The following is a 22,054-nucleotide window of genomic DNA, read 5'->3' on the forward strand; positions in this document are numbered from 1 at the left end:
CCGCGATGCTGCACCTTGCCGAATATCGCCAACGCCCGGCCTTGCTGGCTGACTGGTTGCCGTGGGCAGGACTGGTCGCGCCAGGCGTGGTGCTGAACAAGGATGGTTCCTTTCAGCGCACGGCGCGGTTTCGCGGGCCGGACCTGGACAGTGCCACCCAAGGCGAGCTGATCGCCACGACCGCGCGCCTGAACAATGCGCTGCGCCGACTCGGCGCGGGCTGGGCCTTGTATGTCGAGGCCGATCGCCGACCGGCCGCGGATTACCCGCATTCGAACTTCCCGGAGCCCTTATCCTGGCTGGTGGATGAGGAGCGCCGCGCCACCTTCGCCGAATCCGGCCACCATTTCGAGAGCGGCTACCACCTCACGCTGCATTACCTGCCGCCGGAAGAATCGCGGGCGCGCGCCGCCAAACTGCTGTACGAAAACACGCCGACTCAGGGCGTCGATTGGCGCGAACGCCTCAATGCCTTCATCGCCGAAACCGACCGCATCTTCGACCTGCTCGATGGGGTGATGCCGGAAATCGACTGGCTCGACGATGCGCAAACCCTGTGCTATCTGCACGCGACCGTCTCGACGCGCCGCTATCCCTTGCGAGTGCCGGACGTGCCATTTCACCTGGACTCGCTGCTGGCTGACCAGGTCTTGATTGGGGGCCTGGCGCCGATGCTGGGCGATGCGCACCTGCGCGTGGTGACGGTGCGGGGATTTCCAACCTCGACTTGGCCGGGGATTCTGGACGACCTCAATCGGCTGGGTTTTGCCTACCGCTGGAGCACACGCTTTTTGTGCATGGACAAGTCAGAGGCCGAAAAGGAGCTGGGCCGCTTGCGCCGGCAGTGGTTCGCCAAGCGCAAGAACGTGTTGGCGCTCCTGCGCGAAACGATCTTCCAGCAGGAGTCCCCGCTGGTCGATACCGATGCCAGCAATAAGGCCTCCGACGCGGACGCGGCCATGCAGGAGCTGGGCAGCGATCAAGTCGCCTTAGGCTTCGTCACGGCAACCGTCACGGTGCTGGACGCCGACGCTGATACGGCAGACGAAAAACTGCGCATGGTGGAACGGGCGATTCAGGGCAGGGGATTCGTGACCATTCCGGAAACCCTCAATGCGGTTGATGCCTGGTTGTCCTCGATTCCGGGCAATGCCTACGCCAATGTGCGTCAGCCCATTGTTTCGACCTTGAATCTGGCGCACCTGATGCCGGTGTCGGCGGTCTGGGCGGGTCCGGAGAAAAACGCCCATCTGGAAGGTCCACCGTTGATCGTCACTCGAACTGAAGGGGCGACGCCGTTCCGGCTGGTGACGCATGTCGGCGATGTCGGCCACACCCTGATCGCCGGCCCGACAGGCATGGGCAAGTCGGTCTTGCTGGCGACCTTGGCCATGCAGTTCCGCCGCTATCCCGGCTCGCGTATTTTCGCCTTCGACATGGGCCGGTCGATGCGTGCCACGGCGCTGGGGCTGGGCGGCGAGCATTACGACCTGGGCGCGGATGGCAGCATTGCCTTCCAGCCGCTGGCGCGCATCGACCAGGCGGGGTATCGCACCTGGGCCGCCGAATGGGTGGAGGGGCGTCTCGCGCACGAAGGCATCACGGTGGGTCCGGATGAAAAGGCGACGGTCTGGTCAGCGCTGGGCAGTCTGGCCGGCGCGCCGGTGGAGCAGCGCACCATGACCGGTCTATCGGTGTTGCTGCAATCCAATGCCTTGCGCCAGGCCTTGGCACCCTATGTGCTGGGGGGGGCACACGGCAAGCTACTGGACGCCGACCACGACCGGCTGGGCATGGCCGACGTCCAGTGCTTCGAGATGGAAGAACTGATGCATAGCCGCGCCGCCGTGCTGGCGGTGCTGGGCTATCTGTTCGCCCGCTTCGAGGAACGCTTCGATGGCGCGCCGACCCTCTTGATCCTCGACGAGTCCTGGCTGTTTCTGGACGATCCGGTCTTTGCCGCACGCATTCGCCAGTGGCTCAAGACGCTGCGCAAGAAAAACGTCAGCGTCATTTTTGCCACGCAGTCGCTGGCGGACATCAAGGATTCGAGCATCGCGCCGGCCATCATCGAAAGCTGCGCCAGCCGCATCTTCTTGCCCAATCCACAAGCTACCGAACCTCAGATTCGCACGATCTATGAAGGTTTTGGCCTCAATAGCCGGCAAATCGAAATCGTCGCCACTGCCCAGCCCAAGCGCGACTACTACTACCAGTCCCGCGCCGGCAATCGCCTGTTCGACCTTGATCTCGGGCCGGTCACCCTGGCGTTTGCCGGAGCTTCGACCCCGCAAGACCAACGTGACATCGACCGGGTGCTGGCACAGGCCGGCGCGCCAGGTTTTGCCGGTGCCTGGCTGCGCCATCGCGGTCTGGACTGGGCGGCCGACCTGCTGCCGTCCGCGCCGTCGGCCGCGTCCTTTCTCGCTTCCCAACTGCAGGAGATTTCCTCATGAAAACGCGCGTGCTTTCCGCGACGCTTGCCGCCGCACTGTCTCTTTCGCTGCTTGTTGCGCAACCGGCAACAGCCATCACCGTGTTCGATCCGTCGAATTTCGTGCAGAACACGCTGACCGCCGTGCGCACGCTGGAGCAGATCAACAACCAGATCAACCAGCTGCAGAACGAAGCCCAGATGCTGATGAACCAGGCGCGCAATCTGGCTTCGCTGGACTTCAACATCGTCAATCGGCTGCGCACCACGCTCGCCAACACCGAGCGCCTGATCGGAGAGGCACAAGGGCTGGCCTACGACGTGCAGACGATGGATGCCACGTTCTCGCGCCTTTACCCGGAGCAGTATGCCGCCACCATCAGTGGCAACCGCATGGCGCAGGATGCCCGCGAGCGCTGGCAGAACACCTTGAATAGCCTGCATACAGCGATGCGGATGCAGGCGCAGGTGTCGCAGAATCTGATCCAGGATGAAAGCGCGCTGGCTGACCTCGTGAGCCAGAGCCAGTCAGCTACCGGCGCGCTGCAAGCCCAGCAGGTAACCAACCAACTTCTGGCCTTGCAGGCCAAGCAGTCCATCCAGGCCCAGCAGCTCCAGATCACGCAAGATCGCGCGGCATCACTGGAGTTGGCGCGTCAGGCGGCAGCTACCGAGCGCGCCCGCGAGGTACGGCGACGTTTCCTGGGCACGGGAACGCCTTACACGCCGCAGACCGTCAATTTCTACAACCACTGACGGAGGCAGCCATGCGATGCGCTTGCCTCCTGCTGGCTGTGCTGTTGGCCGCGTGCGACCAATCGACAGATGTACAGCAGGGCAAGAACCTGATTGACGCCTTGGCCGCCGATCCTGTGCGGCTCAAGGCGCTGCGCACGCAATGCGCAGCCGATCAGCCGGCGGTAGGTCAAGACGCTTGCCGTGCAGCAGCCGAGGCTTTTCGGCGATGCTTCTTCGCCGGTGACACCGGGCCGGATGAATATGACTCGCTGGCTGAACTGCCACCGATTCCAGCCAGTTTTGATGTGCCCGTCGATGATGTGCCAGAGGATGGTGCCTCGCTCATTTCTCCGGAGGTCACGCCATGAACGACGTGACCATCATTGACCGATTTCTCGATACGTTCTCGCGCTATATCGACTCCGGTTTTGGGTTGCTGCAAGGCGAAGTAGCGTTTCTGACAGCCACGCTCATTGTCATCGACATGACTATCGCGGGCCTGTACTGGGCCATGAGCCATGCTACAGGCCAAGGCGAGGACGTGATCGCCAAGCTGCTGCGCAAGGTGCTCTATGTCGGCGCCTTCGCCTACATCCTCAACAATTTCAACTGGCTGGCCGGCATCGTCTTTCGTTCCTTCGCCGGTCTGGGCCTGGCTGCCACTGGCTCCACCCTGACGATGGACAACTTCCTGAAACCGGGCCGGCTGGCAAAAACCGGTATCGATGCGGCCGCGCCGATCCTGGAGCAGATCGGCGACATGGCCGGCTTTCCCGAAGTCTTCGTGAACCTCGACCCCATCGTGGTGATGTTCCTCGCCTGGTTGGTCGTCATTCTCTGCTTCTTCATATTGGCGGTACAGCTTTTCATCACGCTGATCGAGTTCAAACTCACCACGCTTGCGGGCTTCGTACTGGTGCCGTTCGCGCTGTGGAACAAAACTTCATTCTTGGCCGAGAAAGTTTTGGGGAATGTGGTGTCCTCGGGCGTCAAGGTTCTGGTGCTGGCGGTCATCGTCGGCATTGGCTCGGGCCTGTTTGCAGATTTCCAGGTGCATCCCAGCGAGGCTTCCATCGACCACGCGTTGGTGCTGATGCTGGCCTCGCTCGCCTTGTTGGCGCTTGGCATCTTTGGCCCCGGCATCGCTACGGGTCTCGTCTCTGGCGCGCCGCAGCTGGGCGTGGGTGCCATGGCGGGTGCGGCGGTTGGCGCCGCTGGCACAGCCGTGGCGATCGGCGCGGCGGCAACAGGTGTGGGTGCCGCCGTGGCGGCGGGTGCGCGCATGGCCCCGGCAGCGGCAAAGATGGCAGCCGGCGGCGTGCGTGCCGCGACCTCGGCCGCGAGCGGTGCACGTTCGGCCGCCCAGGCCGGTTCCGCTGCGGCGGGTGGAGCGGCGGCAAATAGTGCCAACGCAGCACAGCCGGGTTGGGCTAAGCGTATGCATCGCCGCCAGCAGATGACCCATGCCGCCACGACTGCCGCACACACATTGCGTGGCGGCGATGGCGGCGCTTCGACACAAGGTCCGAGCCTGGGACAGAAAGATGAATGAGCGATTCTGAGGAGAGACCGATATGCGATTCAAGCGACCGCAGGTGCGCTACGCCAACACCCCACAACCCACCACGCCATACCAAGCCGCAGCACAAGCCTGGGACGAGCGCATCGGTTCGGCCCGCGTGCAGGCGAAAAACTGGCGGTTGATGGCGTTCGGTTGTCTTGTTCTGGCGCTATTGATGGCCGGCGGCTTGGTGTGGCGTTCGGCGCAATCCATCGTCACGCCTTATGTGGTGGAAGTGGACCGGACCGGTCAGGTGCGCGCCGTCGGCGAAGCCGCCACGCCATACCAGCCGGGTGATGCGCAGATCGCCTTCCACCTTGCGCATTTCATCACCTTGGTGCGTTCGCTCTCCATCGACCCCATCGTGGTGCGGCAGAACTGGCTGGATGCCTATGACTACACCACCGATCGCGGTGCGTCTGTGCTCAATGACTACGCCAGCAAGAACGATCCTTTCGCCCGCGTCGGCAAGGAGTCGGTCACGGTGCAGATCACCAGCGTCGTGCGCGCCAGCGATGCCTCGTTCAACGTGCGCTGGACCGAGCAGCGTTTCATCAATGGCGCGACGGCTGGCACCGAGCGCTGGAACGCGGTGATTTCGACCGTGCTGCAAACCCCGCGCACCGAGCAGCGCGTGCGCAAGAACCCGTTGGGCATCTACGTCAATGGTCTGTCGTGGAGCCGCGAACTGGATGCGACCGAAGGAGCCAAGCCATGAAATATTCCAATCCGTCTCTGCGTCTTTGTGCTTTTACGCTGATCGCAACGGTCCTGTCCGGCTGCGCGTCACAGGGCAAGCCGCCGCCGCGTATCTCGCTCGATGAGCCGGTGCAGGCCCAGCCGTTGCCCGAGCCGCCCAAGCCGGTGGCAGTGGTCGAAGTGCCGACGGTGCTGCCGATGCCGGACCAGATGAAACCGCTGCCGGAGGCAGATAACGCCAAACTCGCGCCGGAGCCCGCCGACGAAACCGTGCGCGTCTCGCGTGCGAATGCCGAGGCGCGCATCGCACCCACGCGAGATGGCTACGTCAATGCCATTCAGGTCTGGCCATTCACTGACGGCGCGCTGTATCAGGTCTATGCCGCGCCGGGCCGGGTGACCGTGATTTCGCTCCAGCCCGGCGAGGAGCTGGTGACCGTCGCCGCTGGCGATACCGTGCGCTGGATCGTCGGCGATACATCCAGCGGCGCCGGCATTGATCTACGCGTCAACGTGCTGGTCAAACCGATTCGCTCGGGGCTGAAAACCAACCTGGTCATCACCACCAGCCGGCGCACCTACCTGATCGAGCTGACCTCGACCGCCAAGGCCTGGATGGCCTCGGTTTCGTGGGAATACCCCAAAGACCAGATCCTCGCCTTGCAACGCCAAGACCAGGCTGCGCAGGCCGCAACGCCTGTCGATGTCGGCCTAGCACTGGAAAACATCCGTTTCCGCTATGCGCTCAGTGGCAACAATCCGCCGTGGAAACCGCTACGCGCTTTCGACGATGGCCAGAAGGTCTATATCCAGTTCCCGCCGGGCATCGCCCAAGGCGAACTGCCGCCATTGTTCGTGATCGGCGCGCAGGGTGACGGCCAGCTCGTGAATTACCGCTTCCGCCCGCCGTATTACATAGTGGACCGCTTGTTCGGCGCGGCCGAGCTGCGCCTGGGCGGGGAGGGCGGTGACGTGGTGCGCATCGAGCGCACGGATGGCACGCGGGGGTACTGACCATGAGCCAGGAAGAAACCCCGGGCATGCCTATCCCAGAGGCCGCGCCCAAGATCGCGCCGGAGGACGTGACGCTGCGCGCGCAGCCGCGTCCGGTGACGCGCCTGAACCGGCGCACGTTGACGCTGCTGGCGGGCGGTCTTGCCGTTGCCGTGCTTGGCGCGACCTTGTGGTCGTTGCAGCCGAAGCGCTCACGCAGCACCGACCCGGCCGAGCTTTACAACGTGGATCGCGTGTCCAAGTCGGATGGACTGGACCAACTGCCTGCGGATTATTCCAAGCTACCCAAGGTGCCGGAACTTGGGCCACCACTGCCTGGCGATTTGGGGCCGGCCATCGTGAATGCTCAGCCTCCGGCCACGCCCAATTACGTACCGCCAGGCCAGAATGCGGCGGATGCCGAGCGTGATGCATTGCGAAAGGAGGCCGAAGCTGCCGCCAGTTCCTCGGTGTTTTTCCGATCCAGCAACCAGCGTGCCGCTGCGGTAGCGGGGCAGGCCGCTGCGGCGACGCCAACATCGGCCTTGGCCGGCTTCGATCCGCAGGCCGCTGGGCCGGCATCGGCGGCGCCACAGCCGGCCGACCCGACTGCCGTGCAGAATCGGCAAGACCAGAAAGAGGCGTTCCAGAAAGCTGGAACCACGGAAACCCGTAATTCCGGCAATCTGCAAATGCCAACCTCGCCCTATCAGGTCATGGCCGGCACGGTCATCGCGGCGGCGCTGGTGACAGGGATCAAGTCGGACCTGCCGGGCGACGTGATCGGCACGGTGACGGAGCCGGTGTACGACACCGCCACGAGCCACTATCTGCTGATTCCGCAGGGCTCACGCATCTTCGGCAAATACAACAGCCAGGTCGCTTACGGGCAGAGCAGGGTGCAGGTGGTGTGGAACCGCATCATCCTGCCGGATACGTCCTCGCTGACGCTGGACAACCTGGCCGGCACTGACCCAGCCGGCTATGCCGGCCTGGAAGATGACGTGGACTGGCATTGGAATCGGATTCTGGCTGGAGCCGTCATGACAACCCTGCTGGGCGTTGGCGCCGAACTGGCCGCACCCGAGAACCGCCAGGATGGAGATCGCGTCATCATCGCCGGGCGTGACGGCCTGCAGGACAGCGTGAACCAGGTCGGCCAGGAAATGACTCGGCGCAATCTCAACATCCAGCCTACCTTGACCGAACGACCCGGCCTGCCAGTGCGGATCATCGTCAACCGCGACTTGGTACTGCGGCCGTATCAGCCCTTGTTCTTCAATCGGGGGACTTCACGATGAGTACGCCCAAGAAGCTGCGGCTGGGGCCGTTGCCCAAGCACGAGAGTGTGAAACTTACCTTTGTCTGCCCGGCTAGCCTCAAGGCTGATCTTGATCGGTATGCGGCGCAACATGCGCAGGCCTATGGCGAGGTGGTGGATGCTGTGGCCCTGATTCCGCACATGCTGGAAGCGTTCATGTCGGCGGATCGGGGGTTCAGGAAAAGCCGGAAAGGGGAGGTGAGCCGTCTAGCCTGAGGTCTTACTGTCAAGGCACGATAATTGATTTGAATTTATGTTGATTGTCGTAGTTTGGCTACGATTTATAATTCTTGTATTAAATTGATCCATTTTTTCGGAATGGTAGAAATCGTAGGATGTCTACGGCTATGTCAAGCAAGCTAAATGCCCTTTATACCCAGTTGCCACCGGGAACACCGATGACTTCGAAGGATTTGGCGGGCTTGGGTATTTCTGCTGACTTGGCCGTCCACTATGTTCGGGCCGGTTGGCTCACGCGCCTGGGGCGTGGGGTGTTTTGCCGTCCAAATGATCCGTTGACCCTTGGTCTCTGCTTATTACTGTTGCAACGTAAATTCGAAGGCCTTCACGTCGGCGGAAAGTCGGTGCTGGACTGGTATGGTGTACGACAGTATGCATTACAGAAACCCGTGCTGCACCTGTATGGGTTGGCAGCAGCACGTCTGCCGGGTTGGTTCACTGAACGTTTTCCTGCCAACTACCACCGCAAGCGTTTGTTCGATGAACAGCCGGGGGCTTTGCTCCATGTGGGTGAGTTCCGAGAACATGACGGTAGTGGGGGGCCGAAAGTGTCTGGGCCGGAACGTGCACTGCTGGAACTGTTGAGTGAGGTGGGTGTTTGTCAGCCCTTGCAGGAAGCTCGTGAACTGGTTGAAGGTAGTCATGGCCTGCGAGCGGACGTGCTGCAGGAGCTCTTGCGATGTTGCACGAGCGTCAAGACTGTACGTCTCTGCCTCCAACTGGGTCGTGAAGTGTCGATGCCCTGGGTCGAAAAGCTCGATCCCGCTACGCTACCGACTGGAAGCAATCGGCCCTGGGTTTCCCAATCGACAGATGGCTTATTGGTGCTCAAACCATGAGTAATAGTCTCTCAATCATTGCAAATACAAAGAAGGCACGGAATGCCAGTCCCAATAATTGATCTCTTCGCGGGGCCGGGAGGGCTCGGGGAGGGATTCGCCTCGCTCAAAGGCCACAAACAACAGCCATTCTTTGAGATCGGGCTTTCGATTGAAAAGGATGAGGTCGCTCACCGGACGCTGACACTTAGAGCTGTGTTCCGGCGCTTGCGCGGCACCAAAAGTATCAGGCATTACTACAGCTATATACGAGGAGAGATTGACGAGCGCACTTTTCGCGAGATTCCCGCTGTTGCCAGTGCTTTCGAACATGCAGCCAAAGAGGCAAGGTGTCTGGAGCTTGGTAAGTCAGACGAATCCAGCATAGATGAGGAAATACAGGCTGCGCTAAAGGGGCAGAAGACCTGGGTGCTGATTGGTGGCCCCCCTTGTCAGGCCTATTCCCTGGCGGGCCGCTCTCGGCGTGTCAATGACAAGAGTTTTCATAAGGACGAAAAGCACTTTCTTTACAAGGAATACTTGAGGATCATTCGTGTGCACAGACCTACCATCTTCGTGATGGAGAACGTCAAGGGTCTACTCTCGTCGAAGCACTCTGGCGATTCAATGTTCGAGAAGATCATTGCCGATCTGTCGTCACCGGGTGAAGGGCTGGAGTATGAAATCCGGTCTTTTACCAAGTGTGGGGATGGTGAGTCGCTGAAGCCCTCGGACTACATTATCCAGGCGGAAGACTACGGGATCCCGCAGAGCCGTCATCGTGTGATTCTGCTCGGCGTAAGGAAGGGGGAAGGAGTTCCGCAGCAACAGTTGCTGATACGCAAATCGAAGCCCGCAACAGTAAGACAGGCAATCGACGAACTTCCAAGGATTCGCAGTCGACTGTCCAGGGGTGATTCGCTGGAAGCGTGGCGCAAGGCCGTTCAGTCAACCCCTGCGTACATCAAGGGGTGGGGGGTAGGAATGGAGTCCGAGATGATTGAAGCAACACGGGCCTTTGCTGCGTCAGCAACCAGTATTACCACCGGAGGAGCGTTCATCCCTCGGATATACAAACGGCCGAAGAAACCCACAGAACTTCAGCAGTGGCTGCACGACCGAAGTCTCGGCGGCGTTTGTCAGCATGAGGCACGCGCGCACATGGCCTCCGATTTGGCCCGTTACTTATTCTCGGCCACTTTTGCACATTTGAATGATTATTTTCCCCGGCTGGATATTTTTCCTCCGAAACTGTTGCCGGACCACATCAATGCGCGCGTCGTAAGCGAATCCGACACCATTCCGTTCCGTGACCGATTTCGTGTGCAATGCAGAAACGAGCCAGCAACGACAATCGTGGCACATATTGCCAAGGACGGTCACTACTACATCCATTACGATCCCTCGCAGTGTAGGAGCCTCACTGTGCGGGAGGCAGCACGTCTTCAGACGTTTCCAGACAATTATTTCTTCGCCGGTAACCGCACGGAGCAATACACCCAGGTCGGTAATGCTGTTCCTCCGTTGCTGGCGAACAAGCTGGCCAAGATCGTGCGAAGTCTGCTGAACGAGATGAACAGGAGAAAGCGTAGGCTGGGCAATGACCATGTGAACAGTAAACCGATGGACAGTTCGAGACGTAGAGTTACAGAGCAGGCTCAGGTTCCATTGCTTGCCGAGACCGACTGACCAATCATCAAGCTCTCTTCATTGCCATGCAGCCAGTCCTCAACCAGTCGTGCTGTTTCCTGGGCAGAACGCCTCATCGCGCATTCCCAGACAATGGCCACACGCCAGCCAAGAGACCGAAGTGTTTCTACATGCCGTTTGTCGCGGGCAACATTACCCTGGAACTTTTGCTGCCAGAACTCTTCGTTGGCCCGCGGAGTGGTGGTGTAGTGGCAACCCTCGTGTCGATGCCAGAAACAGCCGTGGACGAACACCACTGCTCGGTATTTAGGGAATACAAGATCTGGGGAGCCCGGCAGTTTTCTGACATGAACTCGATAGCGGAATCCTCTGGCGAAAAGAAGCGATCGCAGTGTTCGCTCCGGCAAAGTGTTCTTTCCGCGAATGCCCGACATCATTCGGCTGCGCTGAGGTGTGGTCGGAATTCGCATGGCCTTGGACACATTCAGTCTGGAGGTTTACTGCAGTAACCGGTCGCTTTGCACATCTGTCAGTTCCTTCTGCGGATGAAAAGTAACCTTAGGTAAGTTAGTATGCAGTTGGTTAGTGAGAAATAACAAAGGGAATCATGATGGCAAGGGAGTACGTACATCCCCCCAGTGCAGCCTGCCTTTCTGCCTCGATGAGAGATCTTGGGTATTCGCTCGAAACGGCCATCGCAGACCTGATCGACAATAGCATTTCTGCCGGCGCAGACAAGATCGACATTATCTGCGACGTTTCCAACAAACAGCCTGTTGTAGTCATTCTCGACAACGGCAGAGGGATGACGGAGTGTGAGCTGCTGGCTGCGATGCGTCATGGAACCGACAATCCCCGTCGGGATCGCTCACCAAAGGATCTCGGACGCTTTGGTCTTGGATTGAAAACAGCGTCTTTCTCTCAATGCCGTTCCCTGACGGTGGTCAGCGCAAGCAATGCTTCCGTCTCTGGTGCCGAATGGAATCTGGATCGCATTGATGCTGCAGACGATTGGATTCTGAGTCTGCTTGACGAAAGTGATATCGAGGTCTTGCCTTACGTCGATCGTCTTGATAAGCAGGGGACAGCAGTCATCTGGCGAGAGCTTGACCGCTTGCTGGAAGACGAAACTGGAGAGCGTGGGCAGGAGATAGTCAATGAGAAACTTGAGGCGGTGGGGCGACATCTTGCACTCGTCTTTCATCGTTTCCTTTCGGGCGAGGTCAAGGGGCATTCCAAAATCGCGCTGACCGTAAATGGTCACCCCATTACGGCATTTGATCCCTTTTGCAGAAAGAATCCAGCCACCCAGGTACTTCCGGAGGAAATCGTCCGCATTGGTGACACAGAGGTACGGCTGCAACCCTATGTCTTGCCACATCACAGCCGTCTTTCCGCGTCCGAGTATGACTACTATCAGGATCGCAGCGACTTCATCTCCAACCAGGGCGGCTATGTCTATCGAAGCGGACGTCTGATGGCGTGGGGAGATTGGTTCCGGTTGGTGCCAAAGGGGGAAGCCACCAAGCTGGCGCGCGTGCAGATCGATTTTCCAAATAGTCTAGACGAAGCTTGGACAATCGATATCAAGAAGTCCCGAGCGCGTCCACCACATGCGGTGCGTGAACGCCTGCGTCAGATCATCGCCAAAATAACCAACCGTAGCGTGACGGTACATCGAGGGCGAGGTCAGAAGCTATTTCAGGAGAATCAGGCGCCGTTCTGGGAGCGTTATGCAGACCATGGCGGTATTCGGTTCGCGATCAATGAACAGCATCCAATCGTCGAGTCCCTGGCAAGAAAGCTTTCGCCTGAGGATGTAGACCTGCTTCGAACATTGCTTGATTCAGTTGCTGCCTCGTTGCCAGTCGAGATGATTTATTCCGACTATTCAACTCATCCACGTGAGATCAATCAGCGGCCGGGGGATGAAAACGAAACCATGGAACGCCTGAGGAGTTTGCGTCAGGCTCTGTATGGAGACGGGCCGGGTGATGCGAAGGCCTTTCTTCAGATCGTGCGCTCCACGCACCTTTTCGATGGTCAGATCGAACTGACCGAAAAATTCATCAGTGAGGCCTTTGCATGAGCATTACAGCCATGACCGAAGAACGGAACATTGCCAACGCACTCATTTCGGGTCTGGCCAATATGGCGGAACCGCCAACCCGTGAACAGGTGGAGGAAAAGGCAATACAGATTGCGGGAATCTTTGGTTATACGGGGGATCTTCGTAATATCGTCACGGAGGCGATGGAGTCAGTTGTGACCCGCATGGGGGCTGGGGTATCACTGGTTGATGTCAATGCGAAGCATGATGATCAATGGATTCACAAGCGAGATGACATTGATTGGACCTATGCCGAGGCATACGAGGAATTCCTGCGAAACGAGGGTTGGCCACCTCAGATGGTTCAGTCTCTGGGCGATGTGACGGGCCGCATTCTTGGCCATCTTCAGGATCCGTTGAGCGAAGGCACGAGCTGGAACCGTCGAGGCTTGGTCATTGGTCATGTGCAATCAGGAAAGACGGCCAATTACACGGGGCTGATAGCCCGTGCAGCGGATGCCGGTTACAAGTTCATCATTGTCATTGCTGGCATTCACAATAATCTCCGCAGACAAACGCAGCAACGTATCGATGAGGCTTTCATCGGACGATCGAGTGATCCAGAGGATCGCCGCAAAATTGGCGTCGGTCTTGATCCAGGTTATCCCGGTGCGGCGACACTCACCAACATCAACGAAGACTTCAACAAGAATACAGCAGCCAAGAGCGGTTGGAAGATAAACGACTTCAGCAAGCCGATCATCCTGATCATCAAGAAGAACGTCACGACGCTCACGGCTCTGCACAAATGGTTGAAGGAACTGAACGCTGAAGGGAATGACCGTATTTCCGATGTGCCCATGCTGTTGATTGATGACGAGGCGGACAACGCATCGATCAACACGAACAAGGAGGACCTGGACCCGACCCGGACGAATGCGATGATTCGCCGCATCCTGGGGCTGTTCGCAAAGTCCTGTTATGTAGGATATACCGCTACTCCTTTCGCCAACATCTTTATTAATCCGGACGCGTATGGAGATGATGTCAGGGAAGAGCTTTTTCCTCGTGACTTCATCTATTGCCTGGATGCACCTACCACCTATTTCGGTGCGGAGAAGGTGTTCCTCGACGAAGCGACAAGCGAGTCGATCGTCAGGCCAATCGATGATTGCGAGGATCTGATCCCTTATTCGCATAGGCGCGACGATCCAATCCCAGAGTTGCCACCCAGTCTCTATCGAGCCCTTGACACATTCGTCGTCGCTCGCGCCATCCGGAACTTGCGTGGACAGGCAAGAAAGCATTGCTCGATGATGGTCAATGTCTCGCGCTTTGTGCCGATACAAAAGGCTGTGCGCGACTTTCTGAGCCTCAGGGAGAAGAAGATCAGGGAGGCGGTGCTGGCCAACTATGCGATGCCGGAAGAGGTTTCTTCAAGAAACATGTACATGCAAGGTCTGAAAGAAGCCTTCTATACCGAATATGCAGATGCTGGTGTTACTTGGGAAGAGGTGAAAGTCGGTCTTAACGGTGTCTTCGAAAACCTTCACCTGTATGTGATCAACAGCAAGAGTGACGAGGTGCTTGATTACAGCCGGTACGAGAAGGAAGGCATTGGGCTGACAGCAGTTGCCGTTGGCGGTCTGAGTCTTTCGCGAGGTTTGACGATCGAGGGGTTGACCGTCAGCTACATGTACCGTAATACGAAGATGTACGACACGCTCATGCAGATGGGGCGCTGGTTTGGTTACCGGCCTGGATTTGAGGATCTCTGCCGAGTCCATTTGTCACGCGATTCCATCAACTGGTATTCCCACATTGCCGAAGCAGCGGAAGAGCTTGTCCAACAGGTAAAGCGCATGCGGCGAGATCGCCTCAGTCCGGAAGATTTTGGTTTTTACGTGCGCTCGCATCCAGACAGTTTGCTGATCACGGCTGCAAACAAGATGCGATCCGGCAAGGAAGTCACCGTAGAGCAGAGTTTCAGTGGGCGACTGCGTGAAAGCTATATTGTCCCCATAGATCCAGATGTAAATGCCAAGAACTTTGCACTGATCGCTGACTATTGGCGGAGTGGCTTTGGCGGGCAACAGGAGAAGGCTACCGATAAAGGTGTGATCTTCAGAGATGTCCGAGTCGAGGTGATCGGTGATTTCCTCACACGCTTCGAATGTCATGCGAAGTTTTCAGGAATGAAATCGGATGTAGTGAGCTATCTTGAACGGATTGCAGCGAAGCATCCGCTGGCAGATGTCCTGCTGATTTCTCCGAAGGGAGGGTCGGGTGGGGAAGCTCCATTCGCTTTGAAGAATCAGGAGCGCGTCGTCGGGATCGGTCAACCGGACGGTAGCGCATGGCGTCTGAACAAAGACAGAGTCGCTTCGCGTGGTGATGAGAAGCTAGGGCTCAGTGATCCCCAACTTGCTGAGGCGAAGGCAGAGGCTGATCGTGACGATAAGTCAGGAGCTGTGTCCGACACCCATTACCGCATGGCGAGGAAAAGGCCACTCCTCATGATTCACAGTCTGGAACCCAAGGGCGATGCAGTGACGGGGCCGATTGCTGCCTTTGGCATGAGTTTCCCTTATGGAGACTATTTGACGACCATTAAGGTCGTTGTGAACAAGGTTTGGCTTGAGCAGATGCAGGGCTATAACGATGATCCCGATCAAGAGGAGGATCACGATGACTGAGTCTTCTCCTTGGGATGAAATCGCTGTTCCCAGTAAGGACTTCAATGTCCGTCAGGTTGCAGTGACTACGGCCGTCCCTTGCTTCTGGGGACGCGATGCCGGTGGCTCTTGTCTGTTCATTGTAGAACTACAGGGTGATCATACAGAACAGTATCGGAAGAACATGGTCACGGCAAAAGGCATTGACGTCGATCTTCGTGCAGGTGGCACTGGGGAGCAACACTTGGTTCTTGCTCTTGAAAAACAGGTGGATCGTGATCTTTTCGCGGGTCTGTGCCGTACTCTGGTATCGGCTCTGGAGCACTCCACCGATTCGGCGAGTTCTCTGGCAGTTTCGCTGGTGCATATCCGTCGTTGGAAGACTTTCCTCTCGGGCCGGAGTCAGCATCTTTCCATCGAGGCCGTTCGAGGCCTTTTTGCTGAACTTATTTTTCTGTTGGAACTGGTCGAACAGGGAATGTCTATTCATGAAGCAGTGGATGCCTGGCTTGGTCCGGAACGGTCGCATCAGGATTTCATCTTCGGCAATACGGCTGTCGAGGTTAAATCCCTATCTGGCGCTGAACGCAGCAGTATCCGCATTTCATCGGAAGACCAGCTTGAATCCCTGAACGATGCGTTGTTCTTGCGCGTGTACCGCCTAAGCAGTTTGGCTGGCGCCGAAGGGGCTCGGTCTCTCAACGAGATTATCACTGCAGTCCAGGCCCTGCTCGACGAAGCCGAGGCCGCCGAGGCCTTTGATCGAAAGCTGATGGCGCACGGTTATGCGCCTCTTCCTGAGTATGATGAGCCGCGCTTTGTCGTCAGTGACGTGCGCAGCTATCGAATCAATGACGGCTTTCCGTGTCTCATGCGATCTCAGCTGCCGCCAGGGATCGCCAACGTTGCCTATGACATAAGGCTGGAAGCGATTGCTGAATACGAGTGTGACGGGGCGGTTATTTTCGGAGGAGAGTGATGGAGCAGACCAGCGAAGAGTTCTTCCACGACTTTCGGCAGGAACTGCTGGCGGGGGCCGAGGCCAATGGCAGGTTTCAACTCGACGAGTTCATGGAAACCATCGCTGCAGAACTTGTCGAAACAGGCTTTACGGAAGGCTTCGAACTTTGTCATTTTCGGGCGTTACGCGGAGTGCGTGTGGACGGCTATTGGTTCAATGATGAGGGCGCCCTGGACCTCTTCATCGCAGATTTTGAGTCCCGCAACGAACTGATGTCCCTGACAAGGACAGACGTGGATGCGGCATTCAAGCGCGTTGCCAACTTCTTCGACGCGAGTATCGACAGAAATTTGGCCGACGATCTGGAAGTCACGTCGCCGGAATATGGCCTTGCCAAACAGATTGACGATCGCAGAGGTTCTTTCAGTTCGCTCAACCTTATTCTTTTCTCGGAGCGTACGCTCAGCGGGGCGGTGCAGAGCCTTCCAGATGGAGAGGTTGCTGGTGTTCCCACGAGTTATCACGTATGGGATATTTCACGACTTCAGCGTCAGCGAAGCTCACGCAGTCACAAGGAACCACTCGATCTCGACTTCGAGCAGATGTTCGGGCAAGGCATCGCCTGCCTTCCTGCTCACTTGACAACCGATGCCTACCAGTCCTATCTCATGGTCATGCCAGCAGATGTGCTGGCAACCTTGTACGGAAGTTTCGGAGCGCGCCTGCTGGAACAGAATGTCCGGACATTCCTGCAGGCTCGCGGTAATGTAAACCAGGGTATACGGGCAACGATCCTGAACGATCCAGGAATGTTCTTCGCCTACAACAACGGAATTACGGCCACTGCGCAGAGTGTAGAGACAGAGGAAACGGATTCCGGTCTGGCGATTACAAAGATTGTCGATCTTCAGATCGTCAATGGTGGACAGACAACCGCATCCTTATTTCACACGAGAAAGCGAGACAAGGCTGACCTTTCCCAGATATTTGTTCAGATGAAGCTGTCCGTCATCAACAGCCAGCAAAGCGAGATGGTTGTGCCGAAGATATCGGAGTATGCGAACACCCAGAATCGAGTGAATGCTGCCGACTTCTTTTCGAATCATCCATTCCATGTTCGGATGGAGGGGTTTTCGAGACGCATCTGGGCACCGGCACAAAAGGGATCCCCACGTGAAACTCGTTGGTTCTACGAACGCGCACGTGGCCAGTATGCTGATGCACAGTCAAAACTCACCTCGGCAGAACAGAAGCGCTTCAAGGTCGAGCATCCCAAACCTCAGATGTTCACCAAGACGGATCTCGCGAAATTCGAGAATGTCTGGGATGAGCATCCAAGATGGGTAAATCTAGGCTCCCAGAAGAACTTTGCACGCTACGCCGCCCGAATTGGTGCCGAGTGGGAGAAATCGTCCGATGGTTTCAATGAGTTCTATTTTAAGAGAGCTGTCGCTCGTGGTCTGATCTTCCGAGCCACGGAACGTATCGTGTCCGCGCAGCCTTGGTACAGCGGCGGGTATCGGGCAAACATCGTGGCCTATACCTTGGCGGTACTCGGCGATATTGCGAAGCGTGAAAAGCAGAGTATCGATTTCCTAGAAATATGGAAGGCGCAGATGGTCGATTCTGTACTAGAGAGTACTATCGCTGTGGTGTCGAAGGTGGTGAACGATGACATCATCAGCCCACCTCATGGGATCTCCAATATTTCGGAGTGGTGTAAGAAGGAAGCGTGCTGGACGAGGATACAGTCGCGTGCCGAAGCCATCGCGGATATCCTTCCGAAGGAATTCTACGATCAACTCGTTTCGTACGAAGAGCAGATTGCGACAGTGCGGTCCGCGAAGCAAACCCAGCGGATCGACAATGGCATCGAGACGCAAAGGAAAGTGCTGACTGTGCCAGCAAACGAATGGGCTCGCATTTACCAAGCTCTTCTAGACAGAGAGTTTCTTACACCCAAGGAAGCTGGGATTTTCAAGGTGGCAATGCAGATTCCTGTAAAAGTACCTACTGAGAAGCAATGTGCAGTTCTTCTCGACGTGCTCGACAGAGGACGCACGGCAGGTGTTCTTGTTGAGAAGTGATAATGCCGCCATGTAATTCGTGGGACTGGGCCAAGATATGTGTGTTCGCTGCAAGTCATATGTCCAGATGGAGGGTGAACGGTTCAAGGTGAGTAATAAGCGTGACGAAGGAGCGCTTCTTGATGATCGAGCGGCCCGGTGCCTATTCTCAGCAAGGTTCGATACCAACGCTCAAGTGAATAGTATGGTGAACAGACTGTTTTGAAAAATATTGTTACCATGCCTGATATAATCGTGCGAAAACATCAAGCTGGGAGAGCCAATGCCGCGTTTGAGACCTCGAGCAAGGATAATCAGGACCATCGGGGACCAGCTCATCAGTGGTCCCGAGGCGGCTCTCATCGAACTGGTAAAGAACGCTTTTGATGCTGACTCGCCCTCCGTACACATCGCGATCGTTCCGCCGGGGGACGGGCGCTGGGAGGGAGATGTAGGTCTTATCACGGTGACGGACGCTGGTCATGGCATGTCGGCCGCAGACTTGGTCGACAAGTGGTTCGAGCCTGCGACCAGCGACAAGGTGGAGCGACGTCTCAGTCCCGGCGGCCGCACTATGCTCGGTGCCAAGGGCGTCGGCCGCTTCGCCACAGCTCGGCTCGGGCGGCTGCTTCATCTCCGGGCTGCTCACAAGGCATCGGGGCGCCGGCTTGAAGTCAGTGAAGTTGAGATCGACTGGAGGCGCTTTGAGCAGTCCAAGTACCTCGACGAGGTGGACATTGACCTGGCTACCAAGCCTGGTGAGCGTGGTGAAGTGCCTGGGGTTACCCTGCAGATCAGGGCACTGAGAGACCTTTGGACGAAGAAGCAACTGGAAGCTCTGGTGCGCGAGCTGCGTCGCATGGTGTCACCCATAACGACCAAGGAAGGGGACTTTCGGATATACCTCGACTTGTCTGGGTTCAAGCATGACGTACACGGCTTCGATGGCCCGCCGCTGGTTTCTGGCACACTTGACCTGATTGAGAGTGGGGATTCTGGCTCGCGGGATCCCACTGAGATCCGGCCGTTCAGCATTGACCGTGTTTTCCATTACATGGTGAAGGGCACGTTCGATGCGAAGGGTCGTTTCAAGGGGTCCTTCGTTAACCAGCGTGGAGACGCCAAACCCCAGTCGATCGATATTCCCGCATCGGAGCTGACTGCGGAAGAAGAACCTTGTGGCAAGGTCAGTCTGAGATTGAACATCTACGATCGCGAAGGCGATGCGATCGTGGAGTTGTTCCAGAAGCTGGGTTTGGGTTCTATCGGCCGCCTTGATGCAAGACGAGTGCTCGATGAGAACATCGGGATAGGCATCTATCGAGGAGGTTTCCGAATCCGTCCCTACGGCGACGCTGAGACTGATTGGCTCGAACTGGAGCGCATGAGGGTCCAGAATCCCTCGCGAAAGCTAGGTCTGAACCAAGTCTGGGGCGTCGTCGAGATTCCTGATGAGAACGCGTCAGGTCTTGTCGAACGGAGCAGCCGGGAAGGTCTTGAACACAATGGCTCATTCGTCCGACTCAAGCGCTTGATAGCCGACGTGCTTGCTCATGTTGAGTCGGTGCGACAGGATTTTCGGCAAAACGCTGGTCTCAGTAGGAAGACGACCGTTGATACCGGTGAAGTCAGAAGCAAGGCTAATTTGCGTGCGACGAGTAGGGTGGTAGCGGGTCTACCACTCAAGTATCGGGAGAAGATCGAACGCGCGATTAAGCAGGACAGTGCTGCATTGAAGACATCGATCGACGAACTTGAGACCTATCAGCAAGCCCTGGCTTCCAGGTCGGCGCTCGGTTTGGTCGTTGCCCAAGTGCTGCATGATGGGCGTCGATTCCTGTCCGACATCTCTACACGTTCCAAGAGGCTCGTCGACGGAGCGCCTCGGCTTGAGGAGCAAAGTGCCTTCGGGAAACACTTTAGAGCTTCATTCGGAAAGGAGGCCGGTTCAATCAGTCAGTCGGCCGGACATCTGAGCAAGCTGTTCAAGTCGCTTGATCCCATTTCAGGGAAAAAGCGTGGACGTCCCAAGGTATTCAGCGTCCAGGAGGTCCTGGATCGATGCGTGGCACTCTTTGGCGATGCGATCACCGACACGGCTGTTGATGTGACCTATGACCTGCCTGAACCGGTCGCGCTGGTTGTCGGCTATGAGTCCGATCTTATGGCTGCGGTTCTCAACATCGTCGACAACGCCGTGCATTGGCTCGGAACGAGCCCTACAAGGCCGAGAAGGTTGGTCTTTTCTGTCAACCAGTCAAAGAAGTACGTCCGTATTTCGATTTCGAACAATGGACCTTTGATCGACGAGCGGTTCCATGCGCGGATGTTCAGCCCTGGCTTTTCCCTAAAGACGGAGGGCTCTGGGATTGGGCTCGCTATTGCCAGGGAAGCAATGCGCGCGAGCAAGGGGGATGTCGCCTTTGACGCTGGGGCCGATCAGACAACTTTCGTGATTGAGATGCAGAGGGCTCCACAGAAATGACATCTACAGTTCCAGAATTGAAGATCCTCGTTGTTGAAGATGAGGACTCGAAGATATGCGAATGGGAGGACGCCATTGCCGCCCATAATGCAGATGAAGAGAACAATGGTTTTCGCATCCAGATGACGACGTCCAAGAATGTCATGGATGCCAAACGGCAACTTGATTTGCATCGGCTTGATGCCGTGGTCGTGGATCTGCGGTTGCAGGTTGAGCCAGGTGTCACTGACAATAACAGTCAGGGCAATGATCTGGTTCGCCACATCATCGAAGTCCAGCCGCTCGGCGTAGTGGTCTATACGGGGCAGCAAGCTGATGCGGACACTGCCAGCTACGATTGCCCGCAGGTCCGTGTCATGGATAAGGCCGATGGCATGGAGCAGGTCTTCACCTGGCTGAGGGAGCACAAGGATGTCTTCCTGCGCTTGAGAGATGCAAAGAGTGCATACAACCGTGAGACGGCCAAGGTGTTCTTTCGTTCTATCTGGCCGCGTTGGCGTCACTGGACCAGTTCGAGCGTAGAGGGATCGAGTCTGTCCGACGTTGTTGCGCGCCATATAGTCGCGCATGTACACGACTCCTTGCTGAATGCAGGCGACGATGCGACCCATCCGGAGGAGGCCTACTTCGTCCCTCCCTTGAAGACGAGACTGGATACAGGTGACCTTGTTCAATACGAGGGAGGCACATGGGTCGTCGTTACCCCGCGCTGTGACTTGGCTCATCGCAGTAAGGTCTCCACGATCCTACTTGCGTCCTGTGACGATATCTCCAATAAGTGGAACGACATGGCTGCCCAAGATAAGGTTGAAAAAGCTGAGAGAGCAATCAAGAAGCTTATACAGCATGAAGGTATGCCCAAACAGCATTTCCTGTATCCGATGCGGGATGAGGCTGGTCAGCCCAGAGGACCATGGATGGTCAAGTTTCACCATTTGAAGGCTATTGCAGCCGAGCAGGCATTCGATGAGTTGACGCCGCTTCGGTTCGCCTCGCTGTCACCGCTGTTCGTTCCTTCCCTAGTGGAGCGCTTCGGAGCTTACTTCAGCCGGATTGGAACCCCAGACTACTCGAGTGATTAGTCTGGAATTGGACTTCCCTAGTCTGCTCTCCGGCTTCTTTATCCGGGCTATCCTGGCGCTGATTGATCCAATCGCCAGCGCCATCACTCGGAGTTTGCTGGACTACTCTTGAGTTGTCCAGCACTCACAAATTGACGGTAAAAGTGTCCTGCTCATTTCACCCTCGCATGTCACATCTCAAGTTCTCGAAAACTGGTTTTTTGACTTGATCGCGACCCGCCTCGTTGAGGTATGTTAACGCTGATTGGCAATACAGTTGCCTGCCGTTGTTGGTCTGCAAA

Annotated in this window: 17 protein-coding genes; 16 read left to right on the forward strand and 1 reads right to left on the reverse strand. The window is 57.2% G+C overall.

Annotation, left to right across the window (positions count from 1 at the left end; genetic code table 11):
* Positions 1-5: 5 nt before the first annotated feature.
* The 10 genes from trbE (at position 6) to ACYVI2_RS18630 (ending at position 10,493) form a co-directional block, all read left to right on the forward strand.
* On the forward strand, positions 6-2,456 hold the full coding sequence (gene trbE / locus ACYVI2_RS18585) for a conjugal transfer protein TrbE (RefSeq protein ID WP_415816280.1): 2,451 nt from the start codon (positions 6-8) through the stop codon (positions 2,454-2,456).
* On the forward strand, positions 2,453-3,190 hold the full coding sequence (trbJ, locus tag ACYVI2_RS18590; protein WP_415816282.1) for a P-type conjugative transfer protein TrbJ: 738 nt from the start codon (positions 2,453-2,455) through the stop codon (positions 3,188-3,190). Before trbE ends, trbJ begins: the two co-directional genes overlap by 4 nt.
* An 11-nt stretch (positions 3,191-3,201) precedes the next feature.
* Positions 3,202-3,540: a hypothetical protein gene (locus tag ACYVI2_RS18595; RefSeq protein ID WP_415816284.1), complete on the forward strand. Its 339-nt coding sequence runs from the start codon at positions 3,202-3,204 to the stop codon at positions 3,538-3,540.
* Positions 3,537-4,724, forward strand: a complete 1,188-nt coding sequence (trbL, locus tag ACYVI2_RS18600; protein WP_415816286.1) for a P-type conjugative transfer protein TrbL — start codon at positions 3,537-3,539, stop codon at positions 4,722-4,724. The genes ACYVI2_RS18595 and trbL overlap by 4 nt, the downstream gene beginning before the upstream one ends.
* 22 nt (positions 4,725-4,746) lie before the next feature.
* Positions 4,747-5,451, forward strand: coding sequence for a conjugal transfer protein TrbF (gene trbF / locus ACYVI2_RS18605; protein ID WP_415816288.1), 705 nt, complete (start codon positions 4,747-4,749; stop codon positions 5,449-5,451).
* Positions 5,448-6,446 (forward strand): P-type conjugative transfer protein TrbG, encoded by a 999-nt coding sequence (gene trbG, locus ACYVI2_RS18610; RefSeq protein WP_415816290.1) that lies wholly within the window; start codon positions 5,448-5,450, stop codon positions 6,444-6,446. The genes trbF and trbG overlap by 4 nt, the downstream gene beginning before the upstream one ends.
* A gap of 2 nt (positions 6,447-6,448) precedes the next feature.
* Positions 6,449-7,726 carry a TraB/TrbI/VirB10 family type IV secretion system protein gene (locus ACYVI2_RS18615; protein WP_415816292.1) on the forward strand — a complete coding sequence of 426 codons (1,278 nt, stop codon included), beginning with the start codon at positions 6,449-6,451 and terminating at the stop codon, positions 7,724-7,726.
* Positions 7,723-7,962, forward strand: coding sequence for a DUF2274 domain-containing protein (locus tag ACYVI2_RS18620; protein ID WP_415816294.1), 240 nt, complete (start codon positions 7,723-7,725; stop codon positions 7,960-7,962). Before ACYVI2_RS18615 ends, ACYVI2_RS18620 begins: the two co-directional genes overlap by 4 nt.
* 119 nt (positions 7,963-8,081) lie before the next feature.
* Entirely contained in the window at positions 8,082-8,825 is a 744-nt protein-coding gene (locus tag ACYVI2_RS18625; RefSeq protein ID WP_415816296.1) for a type IV toxin-antitoxin system AbiEi family antitoxin domain-containing protein, read from the forward strand.
* 42 nt (positions 8,826-8,867) lie between these two features.
* Positions 8,868-10,493, forward strand: coding sequence for a DNA cytosine methyltransferase (locus ACYVI2_RS18630; protein WP_415816298.1), 1,626 nt, complete (start codon positions 8,868-8,870; stop codon positions 10,491-10,493).
* Here ACYVI2_RS18630 and ACYVI2_RS18635 read toward each other — a convergent pair.
* Positions 10,463-10,924 carry a very short patch repair endonuclease gene (locus tag ACYVI2_RS18635; RefSeq protein ID WP_415816300.1) on the reverse strand — a complete coding sequence of 154 codons (462 nt, stop codon included), beginning with the start codon at positions 10,922-10,924 and terminating at the stop codon, positions 10,463-10,465. The two genes, ACYVI2_RS18630 and ACYVI2_RS18635, sit on opposite strands and share 31 nt — an antisense overlap.
* Before the next feature lie 137 nt (positions 10,925-11,061).
* On the opposite strand from ACYVI2_RS18635, the gene ACYVI2_RS18640 reads away from it, so the two are divergent.
* The 6 genes from ACYVI2_RS18640 (at position 11,062) to ACYVI2_RS18665 (ending at position 21,773) form a co-directional block, all read left to right on the forward strand.
* A complete protein-coding gene (locus ACYVI2_RS18640) occupies positions 11,062-12,543 on the forward strand; it encodes an ATP-binding protein (protein WP_415816302.1) in 1,482 nt (493 codons plus the stop codon).
* Between the two features lie 11 nt (positions 12,544-12,554).
* Complete coding sequence (locus ACYVI2_RS18645; RefSeq protein WP_415816304.1) at positions 12,555-15,200, forward strand: Z1 domain-containing protein; 2,646 nt, start codon at positions 12,555-12,557, stop codon at positions 15,198-15,200.
* Positions 15,193-16,158: a PD-(D/E)XK motif protein gene (locus ACYVI2_RS18650; protein WP_415816306.1), complete on the forward strand. Its 966-nt coding sequence runs from the start codon at positions 15,193-15,195 to the stop codon at positions 16,156-16,158. The genes ACYVI2_RS18645 and ACYVI2_RS18650 overlap by 8 nt, the downstream gene beginning before the upstream one ends.
* Complete coding sequence (locus ACYVI2_RS18655) at positions 16,158-18,227, forward strand: AIPR family protein (protein WP_415816308.1); 2,070 nt, start codon at positions 16,158-16,160, stop codon at positions 18,225-18,227. The genes ACYVI2_RS18650 and ACYVI2_RS18655 overlap by 1 nt, the downstream gene beginning before the upstream one ends.
* Positions 18,228-18,489: 262 nt before the next feature.
* Entirely contained in the window at positions 18,490-20,691 is a 2,202-nt protein-coding gene (locus ACYVI2_RS18660; RefSeq protein WP_415816310.1) for a sensor histidine kinase, read from the forward strand.
* Complete coding sequence (locus tag ACYVI2_RS18665) at positions 20,688-21,773, forward strand: DNA-binding transcriptional response regulator (RefSeq protein ID WP_415816312.1); 1,086 nt, start codon at positions 20,688-20,690, stop codon at positions 21,771-21,773. The genes ACYVI2_RS18660 and ACYVI2_RS18665 overlap by 4 nt, the downstream gene beginning before the upstream one ends.
* Positions 21,774-22,054: the final 281 nt, after the last annotated feature.

The organism is Bordetella tumbae (assembly GCF_054780995.1).